Genomic DNA, 18,384 nt, shown 5'->3' on the forward strand with positions numbered 1-18,384 from the left:
ATGGAGAATTTCAAGGAGTTGCCGCTTGAAGTGCGGCTGTCGGCCTATATCGACGGACAGGTGAGTGAAGAAGACAAGCGTGAGATCGAAACGATCCTCGCCACCGATCCGCATGCCCGCGAGCTCCTCGATCTTCTGAACGCCGGCTCGGAGCTCGGCAATCAGGCCTTTGCCGAGATGCTCAGGGAGCCGGTGCCGCTCAATCTCGTGCGCACCATCAAGGCGACGCCAGCCAGGTCGAGCAGCGGCGGCAGCCCCTCCGCGGCCAACAACAACACGGTTTCGTTCTTCCGCTTCATTCCGCAGGCGATTGCAGCCTCGGCTGTACTGCTGCTTTCCGGCGGCTATTCCGGTTATTTCATCGGCCTGAAAAGCGCCGCCCAGCCGAACATGGAGATTACCACATCGCTCGACGCGAATGTGGGCAAAACCGGCAAGACGCGCGAGCTGAAGCTCAGTTTCGATACGCCGGCGCCGATTTCGCTGCCGGCCATTGCGATCGCCTCTGTCGCCGGTGTGCATGATGTCTATTCCCGGGAAACGACCCGGCTGGGTGAATTTTCCGCCGCACAGACAAAGGACTTGAAAGTTTGGCTCGCCTCCAGCACCGGCGTGATCTTCAACATTCCGGACCTGAGTGCCGACGGACTGACATTCCAGGGCGGCCGGCTGGTCGCTGTCGACGGCAATCCGGCAGGCGCGCTGTATTACAAGGACGCCAAGGGTGAAGTGGTGGGGCTCTATTTCACCAAGGGCACTGTCACCAAGGGCGAGACCTCGCAAGGCGCGAATCAATATCTGTCCGGCGCCAAGGGCGATACGGCCTGGATCGTTGCTGGTCCGAATGGCGACAATGCGCTGAAAGCCGTAGCAGACAAGGCATCCGCAGCACTCTGAGCAAAAACCTTCTCAGTTCGCCAAAGGCCGGGGCTCAGCTCCGGCCTTTTATGTTATACATTACGGTTTTATGACAAGAATTACCTGTGCCCAGGGTTTTTTGTGACATTGGTTCGTGTTACCCGCCAAGGCCATGAGGAAGACATGGAGCGCCTTTGCATGCCGAAAGAAATCGAGCGAAAGTTTCTCGTCGCCGGCGATGGCTGGCGCGGGGAAGCCGCACCTGGCAGGCGCTTTCGCCAGGCAATCGTGTTTTCCGAGGCAGAGCGTACCCTGCGTGTCCGGGTCGTCGATGGCCAGCACGCCACCGTGACGATCAAGGTCGGCATCAGCGGCAGCAGCATGTCTCGCCATGAATTCGAGTACCAGGTGCCGGTCTCCGATGGGGAGGAATTGCTGTCGCTCGCCAACGGTAAAACGATCGCCAAGACCCGCTATGACGTGCCGCGTGGCAACTACATCTGGGAAATCGACGTCTATGAAGGCCTTCTCGATGGTCTGGTCGTCGCCGAAGTCGAGATGAAGAGCGAAGACGAAAAACCCGAGCTTCCCGAATGGCTTGGCCGCGAATTGACCGGCGACAAGCGGTTTTCCAACCAGGCGCTCGCCCAGGGCAGCCTCGGAGAGAATTGGCGCGATGCCCTATAGGATCGACTTCGACCGGCCGCTTGGTGACGAGGTTCGGCGCATCGCCTCCGAGCTTCTGGCGGACGCCTCGGAACTCCTGGAAAAGCAGCCCGACGGTCCGCACGAAGCGATCCACGACGCCCGCAAGAATATCAAGCGACTGCGCGCGCTCTACCGGCTCGTGGCAGTTGGCTTCCCCGACACCGCCGCCGCCGAAAACGACCGCCTGCGCGACATCAGCCGCAGCCTGTCGCATTTCCGCGACAGCGCCGCATTGGTCGAAACCACCGAATATCTGGAAAGCGAGATCACGGAAAAGCCGGCCAAGGCTACAATCCGCCGGCTCGAAAAACTGTTGCTCGAGCGCCGCGACACCATCGCCGATGACGAACACCAGATTCGCAGGACGGTCATGGAAGCCGTCGAGTCCCTTGGCGAGGCCGCGGGCGCGGTCCGGGATTTCGAACTACCGGACTTGCGCAAGCATGCGGTTGCCTGCATCGCCCAAGGCTGGCGAAAGACCGCAAAGCGCGCTGTTGCGGCACTCGAAGCCTGTGACCAGACCGACGGGGACGAGCCTTTTCACGAATTGCGCAAGCGCAGCCAGGACCGCTTTATGCAGGCCACCCTGCTCCGCTCAGCCTGGTCGTCAGGCATGCTCTCGATCCAGCGCCAGGCAAAAGCGCTGGTCGACCTGCTCGGCCATGAGCACGACCTCGCCATGCTGACTGTTCATATCGACCAGCAGGAAGGCCTCGGCGCGACGGACCGGCAACGCGTGCTGCAGACGATTGAAGCCCAACGGCAGAAGTTGCAGGCCCGCGCGCGCGCCGACGGGGCGGAGATTTTCAATGAAAAGCCGAAGCGCGAGGCGGAGATTGTCTCGCTGCTGATTCGGAATCGGAGCTGAGGTCGCGGGATGCGGCTGGTGGTCCGGGGTACCCCTCTGCCCTGCCGGGCATCTCCCCCTCAAGGGGGGAGATTGGCCAGAGGCGCGCTCCTCGCCTCAAATCGATGTTGAGTGACAGGCATGCGCCGCCGATGATGAGTCGAGCGGGTGCCGCATCCAATCTCCCCCCTTGAGGGGGAGATGCCCGGCAGGGCAGAGGGGGGTAGCCCAGCACTCCACAGAGCGTCGCTCTTTCCAAAGACCAAACGCCCTATTTCCCCTCTTCGATCATCCGGTTGATCGCCGAAATGATCGCCTCAAGCGATGCCGCAACGATGTTGGTGTTGATGCCAACCCCGAAGAGCTTTCCTTTCGGCGTATTCATCTCGACATAGGCGATCGCAGCGGCGTTCGAGCCATGCTGCAGCGAATGCTCGGAATAGTCGTTCACCGAAATATCGGCGTCGAGATAGATCGACATCGCGTTCACGAAGCCGTCGATCGGGCCGGTTCCCTTGCCTTCGATCCGCTTCTTCTCACCATGATCGAGGATTTCGGCGGCGAGAACCCGCACGCCGCGATGATCGACATCCGGATAAGTCGCATGGTCGATGAATTCGAACCGGCCGTTCGGCTGGTCGACATAGCGTTCGACGAAGCGGGCGTGGATAGCCTTGGAGGGCATTTCCTTGCCCTGCTCGTCGGTGATCCGCTGGATGTCGTCGCGGAATTCGATCTGCAGGTTGCGCGGCAGGTTGATGCCGTAATCTTCCTGCATGATATAGGCGATACCACCCTTGCCGGACTGCGAATTGATGCGGATGATCGCCTCATAGGTACGGCCGACATCCTGCGGGTCGATCGGCAGATAGGGCACTTCCCAGAGCGGCTTGTTGGCCACTTTCAGCGCCTTCATGCCCTTGTTGATCGCATCCTGATGCGAGCCGGAAAACGCCGTATAGACCAGTTCACCGACGTAAGGGTGGCGCTCCGGTATCTTCATCTGGTTGGAATATTCGAACACGTCGCGAATGCGCTCGATATTCGAGCAATCCAACTTCGGATCGACGCCCTGCGTATACATATTGAGCGCCAGCGTGACGATGTCGACATTGCCGGTACGCTCGCCATTGCCGAACAGCGTGCCCTCGACGCGATCCGCACCGGCCATCAACGCCAATTCGGTCGCCGCGATCGCGGTGCCGCGGTCGTTGTGCGGATGCAGCGAAATGATCAGGTTTTCGCGATTGTCGAGCTGCCGGCACATCCATTCGATCTGGTCGGCATAGATGTTCGGCGTCGCCATCTCCACCGTCGACGGCAGGTTGACGATCAGCTTGTTGTCCGGTGTCGGCTTCACCTCGGCGATGACGGCGTTGCAGATGTCCAGCGCCACATCCAGTTCGGTGCCGGTAAAGCTCTCGGGCGAATATTCGAAGCGGAAGCCGCCCATATCCTTATTGGCGGCCTTCGCCGCCATGTCGGTGATCATCTTCGCCGCGTCGACGGCGATCTGCTTGATGCCAGGCACATCCTTGGCGAACACGACGCGCCGCTGCAATTCCGAAGTCGAATTGTAGAAATGCACGATCGGCCTATGGGCACCCTCGAGCGCTTCGAAGGTACGGCTGATCAGTTCCGGGCGGCACTGCACCAATACCTGCAGCGACACATCCTGCGGCACGCCACCCTGCTCCACGCACCAGCGGGCGAAGTCGAAATCGGTCTGCGAGGCCGAGGGGAAGCCGATCTCGATCTCCTTGAAGCCCATGTCGAGCAACAGCTTGAACATCCGCTCCTTGCGATCATGGCCCATCGGATCGATCAACGCCTGGTTGCCGTCGCGCAGGTCGACGGAGCACCAGACGGGTGCGGTGGCGATGGTCTTGGATGGCCAGGTCCGGTCCGGCAAGGCGATCTGGCCATAGGGCTGGTACTTGACGGCGGCGTCTGGCATGCCGTCCTTGACGGAATGGGTCTGCATAATCATGTCGTTATTCACCTTCGGGCGCTCGGCTCCGCTGATACTGTCTTTCGATCCGTTTGACGACAGAAAAAGGGACAGCCGATGAAATTGAGATATCGGGTTGGACGAGGAGCGTTGCGCCGAACGGCTTTCCGGCCGCCGGGCGCTCCTCAGTGGACCCGGCAACCGCGGATAAGGCCGAGGAGAAGAAGCGAGTTTGGCGCACGCAACTGCGCCGCAGAGGCGGAATGCGCCTGCGGGCCGAAGTGATTTGCGTGTTTGGCCGTCTGTCTCATGCTTGGCTGTATAAACCAGAGGCGCCGGCAAAGGCAAGTGCGGCAACAGCGCAGGCGTTGGAAATTCTTAGCGTTTCCATCGGCGTGCATAGCCCGTCAGCGTCATCACCGCCCCGCCCGCCAACAATCCCCAGAATGCACCGGAAATGCCGCCGAAGGCCTGGCCCGAGACCGTGACGATGAACGTGACGGCTGCCGCCTCGCGCGTTTCAGCTTCCTTGAATGCCGATGTGACTGAAGCCGAAAAGGCGCCGATCAGCGCCAGGCCGGCGACGGACTCGATCAGGACCGCCGGCGCCAGCGCCACGGCAGCGGTAACGGCGCCCGCAAGAAGGCCGAGGACAACATAGAAAATGCCGCTGATGATCCCGGCCCAATAGCGCCGGCGCGGATCACGATGCGCATCCTCGCCGGCACACATCGCCGCCGTGATCGCCGCGAGATTGACGGCGTGAGCGCCAAATGGCGCAGCCAGAAGCGAGAATATGCCGGTGGCCGTGAAGAGCAGCCCGGGTCCCGGCTCATAGCCATTGACCTTCAGCACAGTAATCCCGGGTATGTTCTGCGACGCCATGGTGATCAGGAACAGCGGAAACGCCACCGATATCAGCGCCGCGAACGAGAATTCCGGCATCACGAAGATTGGCCGCGGCATCAGAGAATCGCCAATGTGGGCCAGCGCTGCCGGATCGATATGAATGCCGAAGATCAGCACCAGCACGAAGACGGCCAGCGCGACCGGCACGGCAAACAGGCGATTGATCGCAGCGGTGACGAAGAAGGCGATGACGATCGGTAAACCAAGCCACGGATTGAAGGCGACAGCCTTGACCGGCGCCAGGCAGAGCGTGACCAGCACGCCAGCAAGCATGGCATTGGCAAGCGCTGGCGGGATCGCCGACACCGCACGGCTCAAAGGCCGGAACAGACCGGCAATGATGATGAGCAGCGACGAGATGACGAAAGCGCCGACGACCACGGGGAAGCCGCCTTTGACCATGCCGACGGAGGCAMGAAAGGCGGCGCCCGGCGTCGACCAGGCGATCGAGATAGGCATCCGCTTCCAGACCGACAGGATGATGCCGCATGCGCCCATCGCCACCGACAGGGCCATCAGCCCCGATGCCGCCTCCTGGTCAGTGGCGCCGGTTGCCTTGAGGCCCTGCAGGACGACAGCAAAGGAGGAGGAAAAGCCGACAAAGGCGATGAGCATGCCCATGAGAGCGCTCTGCGGCGAAAGGTCCTTCAGCATGTCTTTTGTCCGGGAATGCGCGGGGGCCGCGCGGGCGGGAAGCCAATATCAGACGGCTATTGCAGCGTGTTTGCGAACCATTCGGCGGTTTTCTTGATCACGTTGCTGGCATCCGTCTGATCTTTGTTGAGTGCGTTCGAGTCCTTGTCGAGGACGTTGAAGATATGGTCGGCGTCCTGGACGATAAAGGCATCCTTCGTCTGGCTCTTGGACAGGCCGACGAAGCGATCGGTATAGCCGGCCGAAAAATCCTTGGAGCCGGCGATCGTCAGATAGGCCCCTGAATAGGACGCGACGGCATCGTCGATCTTGTACTTGGCAAGGCTGTCGAAAAAGGCCTGCTTCAGCGCGATCGTGCGCCAACCGAGATCGAGGCCGACAACGCCGTCTTCCTTGGCGCGATCAAAGGCCTTCTGGCCAAGCAAGTTGACGAAGTCGTTCTGGAAATCACCAACGGAGGACCAGGTCACCAGAGACTTCACGTTGCTATTGTCATCGGAGGCAAGCAGCGTGGCAATGCCGCCGCCGAAGCTGAAACCAAGCACGCCGATGCGCTTCGGATCGATGCCGTCGGTCTTCTTGAGCGCCTCGAGCGCCGCCTTGGCATTGTCGAGCTCGCTGTCAACAGTCATATTGCCGGGATCGCCCGCACTCTTGCCGAAGCCCGCGAAATCGATCCGCAGCGAGGCTATGCCCTTTTCGGCCAGGGCCTTGGCCTCGCGCGCATACAAATTGCCGACTTCATCCTTGCTGCTGGCAAAACCATGCAGCATCAGCACCGCCGGAACCGGGCCGCTCTGGTCGGGAATATAAAGCGTCGCCGAAATACCGCCGTCGAGCGTCAGCGATGTCTCGCCTGCATCGGCAAGCGCCGGGGCCGCGATGATCACGCCTGCCGCAAACGCGGCGTACGCGATTCCCCGCCATCCACCCGCTAGCCGCTTGACCGCTTCAATCATTGCATTCTCCAGTACGCTTCAAAATCGCGCGGATGCTAGGGGCAATTTCAATTAGTTACAAGGCAATTGCGGAAATTATCGAGAGATTGGCGCCCAACAAAAATGCCTCCGGAATGTTCCGGAGGCATTGTTTGCAGATCATTTTTTGTCGATCAGATATCGGCCTGCGAGGAAATGATGCGCGATACCAAGCCATAGTCCTTCGCCTCTTCGGCGGAGAGCCAGTAGTCGCGATCCGTGTCCTTGGCGATCTTTTCGACCGCCTGGCCGGTGGCTGCCGCGAAGATCTTGTTGAGGCGCTCGTTCATGCGGATGATCTCGCGCGCCTGAATCTCGATGTCCGATGCCATGCCGCGCGTGCCGCCGGACGGTTGGTGCAGCAGGAAGCGGGTATTGGGCAGGCAGAGACGCTGTTCCTTCGGCACGCTGACATAGATGAGCGCGCCGGCGGAAGCGACCCAGCCGGTGCCGATCATCCAGACCTTCGGCTTGATGAACTTGATCATGTCATGGATGGAATCACCCGATTCCACATGACCGCCGGGCGAGTTCACGAAGACGCGAATATCGTCCTCGCTGGCCGCAGCAAACGCCATCAGCTGCGCGCATACGCGATGCGCCAGTTCCTGCGTGATGCCGCCATAAATGAAAATCGAACGCGACTTGAACAGGTTGGACTCGATGTCCTTGCCCAACGGAGCCTCGCTCTTCTTCTCCTTGTCGTCGTCTTCGTCGTCGTTCATCCACGTCTCCAGAGTACAAAACCTTGAGCCCTGAAATAGGGCGACTCGCATTGAAAAACAATGCAGCAAAAATCGATTGCATGAAACCGGTGAATTGCCGGTAAAATCGGACTTACCGAACCGAGCGCGCCGATGTGACTATGCGGCAAACGCCGTATGGACATGACGAGAATTCGGGGCGTAGAAATCCATGACGGAGTTTCGTGCGCCTTCAGACTTCCAAGGGGATCAAAATGTTCAAACGTCTTTCCATTTCGACCGTCCTTCTTGCCGCCATGGCGGCTCCGGCTTTCGCCCATATCAGTCCGCTCGAGCATGGTTCGCTGATGACCGGGTTTGCCCATCCCTTCTCCGGCGCCGACCATATCCTGGCCATGGTCGCCGTCGGCCTCTGGGCAGCGCAGATCGGCGGCCGGGCGCGCTGGATCGTGCCGGCGAGCTTCATGTCCATGATGGCCATCGGCTTCTTCATGGCGATGAACGGCATCCCATTGCCTTTCGTCGAGCCGGGCATTCTCGCCTCGATCGTCGGCCTCGGCCTGCTTGTCGCACTTGCCGTGCGGATTCCAACGGCGGCGAGCGCTGCCGTGGTCGGCGTCTTCGCGCTGTTCCACGGTCATGCTCATGGCGGCGAGATGGGTGCCGCGACACCGATCTCCTTCGCCATCGGCTTCATGATCGCGACGGCCATCCTGCACGTCATCGGCCTTGGCCTCGGCATGACCATCGGCAGCCGCCAGGCCGCACTGACGCGCATGCTCGGAGTGCTCACCGCACTCGGTGGCGCGGCAATGGTTCTCGGCTGACCGCCAGCCTTTCAGACAGCACGATGCGGGCTCGCCGCGAGCCCGCATTTTCATATCCGGAAGATTACATTTATTTAATCTGGCGGAGCCTCGAACCGCCACTTTTCGATCCCTAGATCGTTTCCGACAGATTAAAGACGGATCGAAAAGGAGAGCCGCAATGTCACCGGAAGAACGTCAGTTGCTGACAGATCTCTTCGAGCGCGTGCGCGGCGCGGCCAACACGCCGCGCGACCACGACGCCGAGGACCTGATCGCCCAGAAGTTCCGCGAACAGCCCTATGCCGCCTATTTCCTCGCCCAGGCCGTGATCGTCCAGGATCAGGCGCTGCAGTCGATGACCAATCGCGTCCATGAATTGGAATCCGAGGTCGAGGACCTCGAATCGCAGGCCGGCGCCAATAGTCAGCAGAGCACGGGTTTTCTCGGCAGTCTCGGCTCGCTGTTCGGCAGCAGGGATTCGACACCGCAGCGCAGCGCACCCTATGACCAGCGCGAAGGCCGTCTCTATGATGACTATCGCAACCAGGACCGCCATCGCGGCCGCGACTACTATGATGAACCGGCGCCCGCGCCGGGCCCCTGGGGTCGCTCCGGCGCGACCGGTGGTCCTTGGAGCCAGCCGCCGATGGGGTCGAGCGGCGGTTTTCTGAGTGGCGCGCTCACCACAGCAGCCGGCGTGGCCGGCGGCATGCTGGCGGCCGATGCAGTGCGCGACATGTTCTCATCACACAACAACAATAACCTGACCAGTGGCTTGTTCGGCGGCACCAACACCAATCCGGGCGAGACGGTCGTCAACAATTTCTTCGGCGACAACGACAAAAACGACCGTGACAACAACAAGTCCGATGATCGCGCCGGCGGCGACAGTGCCAGCGGCAGCGGCTTCGCCGACAACAGCCGCGATAACGACAACAACGATGACGACAATGTCGCCGACGACGGCGATTTCGGCGGCAGCGACGACGACAGCAATTACGCCTGAGCCGGATTCAGCTCTGCCGACAGCCCGATCAGCCGCGGCCGCGATAAGGCGGCACGCCCTGGTCGGGCAGCCATAGCCCTTCCGGCGGCGCACCGGTCTGCCAGAAGACATCGATCGGCATGCCGCCGCGTGGATACCAGTAGGCGCCGATTCGCAGCCATTTCGGCTGCAGCAATTCGACAATGCGTTTGGCGATGTCGAGCGTGCAATCCTCATGGAAGGCGCCGTGGTTGCGGAACGAATGGAAATAAAGTTTCAGCGATTTCGACTCGACCAGCCAGGCATCCGGCACATAATCGATGACGATATGGGCGAAATCCGGCTGGCCGGTCATCGGGCAGACAGAGGTGAATTCCGGCATCACGAAGCGCACGATATAGTCGGTGCCCTTGTGGCTGGCCGGCACCCGTTCGAGAATTGCCTCTTCGGGGCTGGCGAAGCTTTTGGTCTCGGAGCCTAGCTGCGTCAGGCTGGAAACATTGGTTTTCGGCATGTTTTAGTTCCTTGGATAACTACTGCGTGACGACGCGGACGCCGTGCGATTTCTCACTCTCCGGCTCCACATGGATTTCACATTGGGCGCTTGGCAGCACCGCATGGATCGCATCTTCCAGCCGGTCGCAGATGCCATGCGCTTCCCCCACCGTCATCGTGTGCGGCACGACAAGGTCGAAATCGATGAAGGTCACCCGCCCCGCCTTGCGCGTGCGCAGGTGATGGGCATTCAGAGCGCCCCCGGCATTCTTCGAAATCGCCTGCTTGACAGCCTCTTCTTCCTCAGGGTCGATGGCGCGATCCATCAGCCCGTTGATTGAATTCGAGATCACCTTCCATCCCTGGTAGATGATGTTGATGGCCACGACGATCGCCAGCGCCGGATCAAGGAAAGCATAGCCCGTGGCAAGCGCCAGCACCAGTCCGACCAGCACGCCGCCCGACGTCACCACATCGGACAGGACATGCTCGCCATCGGCAATCAGTGCCGGCGAGCGATGCAGCCGGCCGAAGCGGATCAGCATATAGGCCCAGGCCGCATTGATGACGCTGGCAATCGCGTTGATGCCGAGGCCGAGCACCGGGGCCTCCGGCATCGTCGGCTTCATAAGCGCACCGACCGCTTCCTGCACAATCAAAAGGGCTGCGACGACAATCAGCACGCCCTCAATAACGGCGGAAATATATTCGGCCTTGTAGTGCCCGAACGGATGGTCGTGATCCGCCGGCTTGGCCGCGTAGCCGACCACGACCCAGGCCATGATCGCCGCAATGACATTGACGGTCGATTCCAACCCGTCGGACAAAAGCGCGACCGACCCGGTCACATACCAGGCGACCAGTTTCAATCCCAACACCAGGATCGAGATCGGAATGCCCCAGAAGGCAAGCCGATGCAGGATGCCGTCAGATGCTCCCATACAATCGCTCCTTCCGCAAATGCGAGTGATTTGCAAACTCGCCAAAACAAACGCAAAACCGCGCACAGGGCAGGTCCTTGCGCGCGGTTTTCTGCCGCGGTCTATGGCGGAGATCGACGACGGGGTCAAGTCAAGATTGATCAGAACTCATAGTGGAAATTCCCCTTATTATGGACTATTTGATTAGCCCATAATAAGCGCGAGAATTGTTATGGCTTCGGGGCGTTTCGAGCTGGATGCCAGTCTTTCCCACATTTCGGCCGTGATCGAAATCTTCAACCTTTTCGGGGATCGTAGCGATTAGGCCACCTTGACCCGCGCTCACTTCGCCAGATGCACCGCGACGTTCTCGCTCACTTGTGTCCCGGCGTTCGACATCCGGGCGGCGACACAGGCGTCTTCCTTGATCCTGTCGATCCTCATCTACGCCTTCCAACATTCAATGCGGCTTATGAATGGCTCGCATACATTGCTGTGCGATCTCGATGGCTTTGTCCCAGCTGATACCGTTTGCCTGGTCAAAATAAAGAGGATGATCGCACTCGTGCAACACGATGGTCGGTCGCTGTCCCGCCGGCCCCCAGTTAACATCACAAGCAAGACTCCCGCTAAAATCTTCGGAGTCGAATTCTCGATAATATACCATCGTCACGGGAAGCCAGCCGAACGAAACCTCATCGGACTGGTCCTCTTCATAGGTTTCCAGATATCTGAGAAAGCTATCCTTGGATTGAGACACCCAAAGGCCCCACTGGAAAGGTTCAGGGCTGTCGTGGATAGGGATTTCCAGAGTGACGCGGATTGCGAAGATATCCTCTTCTGTGCCCTCGTTTTCTCGCGGGTGAACGATGCAAAGATCGCTGTCGAGCATGACTCGGTCTGCCCGCTCCTCTTCCGGCACACTGTGTACAAAAGCCGGAATATCGGAGCCGAACGATGGCGCACCCTCGAATTCATTTCCGCAACAGGCGCATTTATACCGAAAGCTTCCGAGTTGTTTTTCCAACGCGAACTCCCTCGTGGTCATCGAAACGGAGCGCATCACCTTCGATGACGCGCTCCGCCGGAATTCATATTCTCACGCCGCCTTCACCCGCGCCCGCTTCGCCAGATGCGCCACCACATTCTCGATCATCCGCATGCCGGCATCAGAACCGAGCGTCATGATCGATTCCGGGTGGAACTGCACTGCGGCCACCGGCTCCTTGGTGTGCTCGATGCCCATGATCGTGCCGTCCTCGCTCTCGGCGGTGATGATAAACTCCCGTGCCAGCGTCGAGGGATCGGCGAAGATCGAGTGATAGCGGCCGACGGTGACTTCCTTGCCGAGGCCGGAGAACACCACGCCCGGCTCCAGCACGCGGATGCGCGACGGTTTGCCGTGCATGGGGATGGCGAGGTGGCGCAGTTCACCGCCATAGGCTTCGGCGAGCGCCTGCAGCCCGAGGCAGACGCCGAAGATCGGCAAGCTTCTCGCCCGCGCCTTCTTGATCGTCGCCTTGCAGTCGAAATCGGCCGGCGAACCAGGTCCCGGCGACAGCACGACAAGATCCGGGTTCAGCCGGTCGAAAATCTCTTCCGGCACCGGCGTGCGCACTGTGGTCACAGTGGCGCCCGTCTGGCGGAAATAGTTGGCGAGCGTGTGGACGAATGAATCCTCGTGGTCGACGAGCAGGATGTTGACGCCCGTGCCCACCTTGGCGACGTCGCGCTTGGTCATGGCAGAATTCCCCGATCTTGCATCGCGAATGGCCGCGATCATCGCCGAAGCCTTGAGTTCCGTCTCCGCCTCTTCCTCTTCCGGAATGGAATCGTAGAGCAGCGTCGCGCCGGCGCGGACCTCGGCTATACCATCCTTGATGCGGATGGTACGGAGCGTCAGCCCCGTATTCATGTCGCCATTGAACCCGACCCAGCCGATCGCACCGCCATACCAGACGCGCGGGCTCTTCTCATGACCCTCGATGAAACGCATCGCCCAGAGTTTCGGCGCACCGGTGACAGTCACCGCCCAGGCATGGCTGAGGAAGCCGTCAAAGGCGTCCATGTCCTCGCGCAGACGGCCTTCGATATGATCGACAGTGTGAATCAGGCGCGAATACATTTCGATCTGGCGGCGTCCGATAACTTTCACCGAGCCCGGCTCGCAGACGCGGCTCTTGTCGTTGCGGTCGACATCCGAACACATGGTGAGCTCGGATTCATCCTTCTTGGAATTCAACAGCTTCAGGATCTGCTCGGAATCGGCAATGGCATCCTCGCCACGCTTGATCGTGCCGGAGATCGGGCAGGTCTCAATGCGGCGGCCATTGACCCGCACGAACATTTCCGGCGAGGCGCCGACCAGATATTCCTGGTTGCCGAGATTGATGAAGAAGGAATAGGGCGACGGATTGATCGCCTTCAGCCGCCGCGAAATGGCCGAGGGCTTGGAATCGCAGCGCTCCATGAATTTCTGGCCGGGCACGACTTCGAACAGGTCGCCCCGCTGGAAGCTGAGCTTGGCTTCCTTGACCAGTTCGGCATATTCACCGGGGCGATGGTCGCCGCGTGGCGGAATGGTATCCGTGTGGCGGAAGGAATCGGGGGCGATATCGCCTGCCTTCCCCTCGGTCGTCCTGCCGTCCTTGGCGAAATCATAGCGGTCGATCCAGGCCTTGGCGGAATAGTTATCGACCACGAGGATTTCGTCAGGCAGGAACAGCACCATGTCGCGCTGATCCGCCGGCCGCTTCAGCTTCAGTTCGATCGCGTCGAACTGGAAGGCGAGATCGTAGCCGAAGGCGCCGTAGAGGCCAATCTGCCCGTCTTCGGCGGAGTGAAACAGGTTCGTAATGGCGCGCAGCACCGTGAACACGGTCGGCTTCTTGGAGCGCTCCTCTTCGGTGAATACCCGATCCGGCGTGCTGACGCTGAGGTCGAGCCGCTGCTTGGTGCGCTCACCAAGCACGATGTCGTCGACCGTCGCGAGATGCTCGGCAATGATGTCGAGCAGCACTTCACCGCGGGCATTATAGGCTTCCAGCCACAGCGCCCGGCCAAAGGAGGTGATGCCGAGCGGCGGATCGGCGATCGCCACATCCCAGCGGGTGTAGCGGCCGGGATATTCATAATTGGAGGAAAAGACGGCGCCACGACGTTCATCGAGCTTTTCGATATAGCTGTCGATGGCGTCGCTATAGCTCGTCTCGCGACGCGAGCGGGTGACGGTGATGCCACCCTTCGTCTGGTATTGTTCAGACCCGTTATCCAATACGCGCGTTCCCATTCTCGTTCTCCGTTTTGGCCCAGCTCGCGCGGCCTGGATATGAAAAAAGCCGCCTCAGATCTGGGCGGCTTCGTCGTCTGTCTTTTCACATGACTGTTCGAGGCCGCGTTTTCAGCGAACCCACCACCAGCTAGCAATGTTCAAAGATCTGTTCATGGAAAATACATACATGCAGTTTTCCGGATCGGTCAAGAGGGGTACGGCCAGCCGCCGCGCCCGCTGTCACCTGCGAAACAGGTCAGATCACGAAATCACTGGACGTCAAGTCGGCCTTCGCAACACCTTCGACGATCAATGTGTCGCCGCCAATGGTAATGTGCGTGCTGCCGCCGACATCAGTCATGTAGTTTTTGTAAAGCTGGTTGAAGTCGGAAAAGTCATTCAGTCCGAACTTTTTGAGATCGATCGTGTCACCATGGCTGAAATCACCGATCGTGTCGGTGCCATAACCGTCGGAGAACACGAAGCGATCCCTGCCGGCACCGCCGAACAGCATGTCGTCGCCGCGCCCGCCATCGATCACGTCATTGCCGGCACCGCCCTGCAGCGTGTCGGCGCCGTCACCGCCCAGCATCGTGTCGCCGCCGGCGAGACCGGCAAGAAAGTTGCCGAGCGTATTGCCGATGAGTAAATCGCCCGAACCGCCGCCGCTGGCATTTTCGATTCCCGCATCATGGGCGATCGAATAGCCGCCATCAAAAGCCTGGTAGGTGCCGCCGCTCTTGGTCAGTACATGCGAGAAGAAGCCGCCAGCGTGGTGCCAAGTGTCGACGATTTCCTGCTGCAGCTTGTGGGAGAGATCCTTGTAGAAGGACGTCACCTTCAGCTCGCCGAACAACGCGGTCAGATCGCTGCTGTTGGATTTCGTATCCAGCGTCGCGTCGTTGAGGTTGATGAGCGCCGAATATTTCGACCCGCCATAGCGGATCGTGTCATCGCCGCCCGAATCCCAGATGCAGTAATAAGCGCGGCCGATCGAGACATCGCCTTCGGTGAGGTCCAGCGCGCCATTCTTGGGGTCGTTCAAGGTATAGGTCGAATCCCCGTCGGCATAGACGGACTTGCCATAGAGCGCCTGCAGCGCCGCCACGTCCAATCCCATCATCGTCACCGCATGGCCATAGGTCGTTCCGCTCGACGCCGGATTATAGGACATGACGGAATACATCTCATTGTCCATGAATTTGCCGACCTCGGGCAGCGGCGGCAGGCCGCTGGTCTCCTGATGGGTATGCTTGAGGCCCAGGCTATGGCCGATCTCATGGATGATCGTCCAGTTGGCATATTGGCCGCCACCCTCCTCGCCGGCTTTCAGCATATAGCCGAGGCCGCTGTTGAACGCACCGAGCGACCAGCTCTCCTGCCCGCCATCGTGAAAGTAGGTGCCCGGGAAGTCGAAAAAACCTTCCGTATCGCTGCTCGGCTTATCGACGCTGATGATGACTTGCTCGGCATCATCGGGATTATTGGTCTGAGAAATGCTCATCGGCACAATATTGTCGATCGCCTTGAAGGCGTTCTGGGTCACCGACGTGAATTGGAAAACCGAGTCCGGCGTGACGTTACCGAACATGGAATGGAGATCCGATTTGAAGTCGGAATCGAGAGCCAGCGCGTTGCTGCCGCCCAGATAATATTGCAGGCTCGACTCATTCCAGATTTTGTTTGCGGTGATCGCTTCCAAGAGCTTGATACCACTGGCCGAAACGTCGGGCATGGTCTGCGAAAAATCCGGTTTCTTTGTCACCAAGCCCATGGGCCACCCCTATTTCAGCGATCTCTATGCTGTGGACGCGAGCGCCCGCCGCTCTATTCGCTGCCTCTCGGAATATCGCTGAAGCTGCGTTTACAACAGCAGAATACGAAATCCACATTTTGAACGAATGGCAAACCATCCGCGGGCGATCACTTATCGCGTCAGGCTTCCGCGGAACTTTATCGAACCAGACGCCACCTGCCCGCGTTGCTCCCCGATTGTGACTTCGAAGGAGCGATGCCATCTCATACCGTTTCGCCATTCTTTTCTCGGCGCTCTTCTTCCTGCTCGGCGCCGACCTGCCCGATGTCGTGCCGATCCCCGAGCCGCGTCCGGACACGACGGCTCCGGCTGACCAGAAGCAGGAGCCGGTGAAAAAACCGGAAAAGGTCGCGCCGAAAGACAGTGAGACCAAGCCCGACGACAATCAGGGCAAAGCGGAAGAGGGCCAAGCCAAACCTGAAGACAAACTGGCCAAGCCGGAGGAGAAAGTCGACACCTATGTCCCGCCGCCGATCGAGGCAGAGGACCCCGCCAAATTCCAGGCCTGCCTCACTGCACTGAAACAGGCTGGCGTCATCTATCGCGAAACGCCCCGCGTCGACGATGGAAATGGCTGCGGCATCGACCGGCCGATCGTCATCTCCTCGGTGGCAAACGGCATCACGCTGAAACCGGAAGGCACAATACGTTGCGAGGAGGCGCTGGCGCTGTCGAAATGGACGTCGGAGATCATCATCCCGATGCTGAAGACCGCAAAGCCTGAGGAAACGCTTATCGGGCTGAACCAGGCATCCGCCTATGTCTGCCGCAACCGCGACAGCGCTGCGACCGGAAAAATTTCCGAACACGCCCATGGCAACGCCATCGACATAGCCGGCCTCAGCTTCAAAAGCGGCCACAGCTTCTCGATCCAGCCGCGCATGCAGGATTCGACCCTGGATGGCGCCTTCCAGCGCGCCATCACCGCCGCCGCCTGCCTCTATTTCACCACCGTGCTGGATCCATCAAGCGACAAGGCGCATGAGACGCATCTGCATCTCGACGTGATCGCTCGGAAGGCGGGCTTCCGGTATTGCTGGTGAGAGCGGTGTTGACAATGTAAACACATCTCTCTATTTTTTTAGGCCATGAGCGACGCACCAGCTTTATCTGAGGTCAACATCCACCTGCGAGCCAGGATGGATGACCGGGACCTGATTGACCAAGCTGCAACGCTGGTGGGCGCCAATCGCTCGCAGTTCATGCTGGCCTCGGCCCTGAAGGAAGCGAGGAACATATTGCTCGATCAGACCGATATCGCACTGAACGCAGTCAATTTCCAAAAAGTGCTCGCATGGCTTGACGGCGAACCGTCCGCGGCAGAGACCGAGGGGATCAAGCGCCTACTGTCAAGCAAACCGGTCTGGACCGATGATTGAGGCGACGCAGCGCTTCGATAAACCGACAGTCATCCGCAAAGACCATAATCTCTCGACATTCAACTGTGGGGAAGCCATCCTCGACGAATGGCTTCGCAAGCGCGCGCTTGCCAATCTGCACCTTGGCGCAAGTCGCACCTATGTCGTCTGCCACCACGAGAGCTTGGAAGTCGTTGGCTACTACTCGCTCGCCATGGGCAGTCTTTCCAATCGAGAGGCTACAGGCAGCATGCGCCGAAACATGCCGAATCTTATTCCGGCCGCGGTCATAGGACGCCTTGCAGTATCGGTGAATTGCCAGGGCTCAGGACTCGGGCGTGCCTTGCTGAAAGACGCGGCGATCCGCGCCCGTCAAGCCGCAAAGCATGTTGCTGGGCGGCTGGTAATCGTCCACGCCATGTCAGCCGCAGCCGAAACCTTCTATCTCCGCCATGGTTTTGTCCGCCTACCAGTTGAAGCGTCGACATTGGCTCTCGACCTCAACAGGCTGGAAACTGCGCTCCTTGGCTGAGGCCTGCCAGCTGTTCGCTCAGAGCACTCTCTCAATCTGGTGAGGCGGCCGCCAGCCGACCTCAATCAATACTCGGCCCGGTGCAAGGCAATAGAACAGGTAGCCACCCCGCATCTCCTTCGGCTCGGTGAGCGCATCGGCGACGCCATCTTCGCCGATTGCCCTATGCAGCCGATCGACGTCTGTGCGCTCAGGCTGGATGAAGCCAAGGTGATAAGTAACGCGGCCGAGAGAGGCCTGGTCGACGCCGCCGAATGCCGCGATCGGTCGGCTGACGACGATCTCGGTGCCGGCATCGTCGTCGAGGATGGCAAGACCTGCCTTGCCGCGCATCTCGCGCAGTTTGAGCCCGAAATGTCGCGTTAAAAATTCGGTCGTCGCCGCTATGTCTTCTACGTGGATATCCAGATGGTTCAGTCGCATGTCATGTTCCTTTGATCGGTCGGCGGAACATGTGAGCTGTCGCTCCAAAGAATCCGCCGAGCCGGCACGAAATGTGCCGTTGCTCGTCGCGGGTTCTCACAAGGACTGTGGAGCAGAGCTTCCTCATCGGAAGGAACCGGGCTTACCATATCCGGTCCTGCCTTTTC

The 18,384-nt window shown here is 59.8% G+C and carries 18 protein-coding genes; 8 read left to right on the top strand and 10 right to left on the bottom strand.

Annotation, left to right across the window (positions count from 1 at the left end; all coding sequences use genetic code 11):
- From AC1D06_RS15190 to AC1D06_RS15200, 3 genes are all read left to right on the top strand, one after another.
- Complete coding sequence (locus tag AC1D06_RS15190) at nt 1-897, top strand: anti-sigma factor family protein (protein WP_477875560.1); 897 nt, start codon at nt 1-3, stop codon at nt 895-897.
- A gap of 159 nt (nt 898-1,056) precedes the next feature.
- Complete coding sequence (locus AC1D06_RS15195) at nt 1,057-1,545, top strand: CYTH domain-containing protein (RefSeq protein ID WP_477875559.1); 489 nt, start codon at nt 1,057-1,059, stop codon at nt 1,543-1,545.
- The gene (locus tag AC1D06_RS15200) at nt 1,535-2,434 is read left to right on the top strand and encodes a CHAD domain-containing protein (RefSeq protein WP_477875558.1); all 900 of its coding nucleotides are present in this window, start codon (nt 1,535-1,537) and stop codon (nt 2,432-2,434) included. Before AC1D06_RS15195 ends, AC1D06_RS15200 begins: the two co-directional genes overlap by 11 nt.
- A gap of 250 nt (nt 2,435-2,684) precedes the next feature.
- Here AC1D06_RS15200 and leuA read toward each other — a convergent pair whose 3' ends face one another.
- The 4 genes from leuA to AC1D06_RS15220 all read right to left on the bottom strand — a co-directional run bounded on the left by leuA (nt 2,685) and on the right by AC1D06_RS15220 (nt 7,629).
- On the bottom strand, nt 2,685-4,403 hold the full coding sequence (gene leuA / locus AC1D06_RS15205; protein WP_477875557.1) for a 2-isopropylmalate synthase: 1,719 nt from the start codon (nt 4,401-4,403) through the stop codon (nt 2,685-2,687).
- A gap of 339 nt (nt 4,404-4,742) precedes the next feature.
- A complete protein-coding gene (locus AC1D06_RS15210; RefSeq protein WP_477986851.1) occupies nt 4,743-5,927 on the bottom strand; it encodes a benzoate/H(+) symporter BenE family transporter in 1,185 nt (394 codons plus the stop codon).
- A 56-nt stretch (nt 5,928-5,983) separates the two neighbouring features.
- Nucleotides 5,984-6,886 (bottom strand): alpha/beta hydrolase family protein, encoded by a 903-nt coding sequence (locus AC1D06_RS15215; RefSeq protein ID WP_477986852.1) that lies wholly within the window; start codon nt 6,884-6,886, stop codon nt 5,984-5,986.
- Between the two features lie 152 nt (nt 6,887-7,038).
- A complete protein-coding gene (locus tag AC1D06_RS15220; protein WP_477875554.1) occupies nt 7,039-7,629 on the bottom strand; it encodes an ATP-dependent Clp protease proteolytic subunit in 591 nt (196 codons plus the stop codon).
- A 233-nt stretch (nt 7,630-7,862) separates the two neighbouring features.
- Between AC1D06_RS15220 and AC1D06_RS15225 the strand changes: the two genes are divergently transcribed.
- On the top strand, nt 7,863-8,435 hold the full coding sequence (locus AC1D06_RS15225) for a HupE/UreJ family protein (protein ID WP_477986853.1): 573 nt from the start codon (nt 7,863-7,865) through the stop codon (nt 8,433-8,435).
- A 160-nt stretch (nt 8,436-8,595) separates the two neighbouring features.
- Nucleotides 8,596-9,423 (top strand): DUF2076 domain-containing protein, encoded by an 828-nt coding sequence (locus AC1D06_RS15230; RefSeq protein ID WP_477986854.1) that lies wholly within the window; start codon nt 8,596-8,598, stop codon nt 9,421-9,423.
- Nucleotides 9,424-9,451: 28 nt separating this feature from the next.
- On the opposite strand, the gene queF is transcribed toward AC1D06_RS15230, so the two are convergent.
- The 5 genes from queF to AC1D06_RS15255 form a co-directional block, all read right to left on the bottom strand.
- Nucleotides 9,452-9,916 carry a preQ(1) synthase gene (gene queF, locus AC1D06_RS15235; protein ID WP_477986855.1) on the bottom strand — a complete coding sequence of 155 codons (465 nt, stop codon included), beginning with the start codon at nt 9,914-9,916 and terminating at the stop codon, nt 9,452-9,454.
- A gap of 19 nt (nt 9,917-9,935) precedes the next feature.
- On the bottom strand, nt 9,936-10,838 hold the full coding sequence (locus AC1D06_RS15240) for a cation diffusion facilitator family transporter (protein WP_477986856.1): 903 nt from the start codon (nt 10,836-10,838) through the stop codon (nt 9,936-9,938).
- A 439-nt stretch (nt 10,839-11,277) separates the two neighbouring features.
- Nucleotides 11,278-11,844 carry a DUF2199 domain-containing protein gene (locus AC1D06_RS15245; protein ID WP_477986857.1) on the bottom strand — a complete coding sequence of 189 codons (567 nt, stop codon included), beginning with the start codon at nt 11,842-11,844 and terminating at the stop codon, nt 11,278-11,280.
- 72 nt (nt 11,845-11,916) lie between these two features.
- Nucleotides 11,917-14,106, bottom strand: a complete 2,190-nt coding sequence (locus AC1D06_RS15250; protein ID WP_477986858.1) for an anthranilate synthase — start codon at nt 14,104-14,106, stop codon at nt 11,917-11,919.
- A 238-nt stretch (nt 14,107-14,344) separates the two neighbouring features.
- Complete coding sequence (locus AC1D06_RS15255) at nt 14,345-15,862, bottom strand: M10 family metallopeptidase C-terminal domain-containing protein (protein ID WP_477986859.1); 1,518 nt, start codon at nt 15,860-15,862, stop codon at nt 14,345-14,347.
- 371 nt (nt 15,863-16,233) lie between these two features.
- On the opposite strand from AC1D06_RS15255, the gene AC1D06_RS15260 reads away from it, so the two are divergent.
- The 3 genes from AC1D06_RS15260 to AC1D06_RS15270 are packed head-to-tail and all read left to right on the top strand — an operon-like array spanning nt 16,234 to nt 17,794.
- On the top strand, nt 16,234-16,947 hold the full coding sequence (locus tag AC1D06_RS15260; protein ID WP_477986860.1) for an extensin-like domain-containing protein: 714 nt from the start codon (nt 16,234-16,236) through the stop codon (nt 16,945-16,947).
- 45 nt (nt 16,948-16,992) lie between these two features.
- Nucleotides 16,993-17,283, top strand: a complete 291-nt coding sequence (locus tag AC1D06_RS15265) for a type II toxin-antitoxin system TacA family antitoxin (RefSeq protein ID WP_477986861.1) — start codon at nt 16,993-16,995, stop codon at nt 17,281-17,283.
- Complete coding sequence (locus tag AC1D06_RS15270) at nt 17,276-17,794, top strand: GNAT family N-acetyltransferase (RefSeq protein WP_477986862.1); 519 nt, start codon at nt 17,276-17,278, stop codon at nt 17,792-17,794. Before AC1D06_RS15265 ends, AC1D06_RS15270 begins: the two co-directional genes overlap by 8 nt.
- An 18-nt stretch (nt 17,795-17,812) precedes the next feature.
- On the opposite strand, the gene AC1D06_RS15275 is transcribed toward AC1D06_RS15270, so the two are convergent.
- The gene (locus AC1D06_RS15275; RefSeq protein ID WP_477986863.1) at nt 17,813-18,217 is read right to left on the bottom strand and encodes a VOC family protein; all 405 of its coding nucleotides are present in this window, start codon (nt 18,215-18,217) and stop codon (nt 17,813-17,815) included.
- Between the last annotated feature and the right edge of the window lie 167 nt (nt 18,218-18,384).

The sequence above is a fragment of the Rhizobium sp. P2_G2 genome (assembly GCF_056403555.1).

Excerpts from the sequence above, each read along its gene's own strand:
- AC1D06_RS15195 (WP_477875559.1), top strand. The coding sequence starts at position 1,057 with ATGCCGAAAGAAATCGAGCGAAAGTTTCTCGTCGCCGGCGATGGCTGG.
- AC1D06_RS15220 (WP_477875554.1), bottom strand. The coding sequence starts at position 7,629 with ATGAACGACGACGAAGACGACGACAAGGAGAAGAAGAGCGAGGCTCCG.
- leuA (WP_477875557.1), bottom strand. The coding sequence starts at position 4,403 with ATGATTATGCAGACCCATTCCGTCAAGGACGGCATGCCAGACGCCGCC.
- AC1D06_RS15225 (WP_477986853.1), top strand. The coding sequence starts at position 7,863 with ATGTTCAAACGTCTTTCCATTTCGACCGTCCTTCTTGCCGCCATGGCG.
- AC1D06_RS15230 (WP_477986854.1), top strand. The coding sequence starts at position 8,596 with ATGTCACCGGAAGAACGTCAGTTGCTGACAGATCTCTTCGAGCGCGTG.
- AC1D06_RS15200 (WP_477875558.1), top strand. The coding sequence starts at position 1,535 with ATGCCCTATAGGATCGACTTCGACCGGCCGCTTGGTGACGAGGTTCGG.
- AC1D06_RS15270 (WP_477986862.1), top strand. The coding sequence starts at position 17,276 with ATGATTGAGGCGACGCAGCGCTTCGATAAACCGACAGTCATCCGCAAA.
- AC1D06_RS15250 (WP_477986858.1), bottom strand. The coding sequence starts at position 14,106 with ATGGGAACGCGCGTATTGGATAACGGGTCTGAACAATACCAGACGAAG.
- AC1D06_RS15265 (WP_477986861.1), top strand. The coding sequence starts at position 16,993 with ATGAGCGACGCACCAGCTTTATCTGAGGTCAACATCCACCTGCGAGCC.
- AC1D06_RS15255 (WP_477986859.1), bottom strand. The coding sequence starts at position 15,862 with ATGGGCTTGGTGACAAAGAAACCGGATTTTTCGCAGACCATGCCCGAC.
- AC1D06_RS15215 (WP_477986852.1), bottom strand. The coding sequence starts at position 6,886 with ATGATTGAAGCGGTCAAGCGGCTAGCGGGTGGATGGCGGGGAATCGCG.
- queF (WP_477986855.1), bottom strand. The coding sequence starts at position 9,916 with ATGCCGAAAACCAATGTTTCCAGCCTGACGCAGCTAGGCTCCGAGACC.
- AC1D06_RS15275 (WP_477986863.1), bottom strand. The coding sequence starts at position 18,217 with ATGCGACTGAACCATCTGGATATCCACGTAGAAGACATAGCGGCGACG.
- AC1D06_RS15240 (WP_477986856.1), bottom strand. The coding sequence starts at position 10,838 with ATGGGAGCATCTGACGGCATCCTGCATCGGCTTGCCTTCTGGGGCATT.
- AC1D06_RS15190 (WP_477875560.1), top strand. The coding sequence starts at position 1 with ATGGAGAATTTCAAGGAGTTGCCGCTTGAAGTGCGGCTGTCGGCCTAT.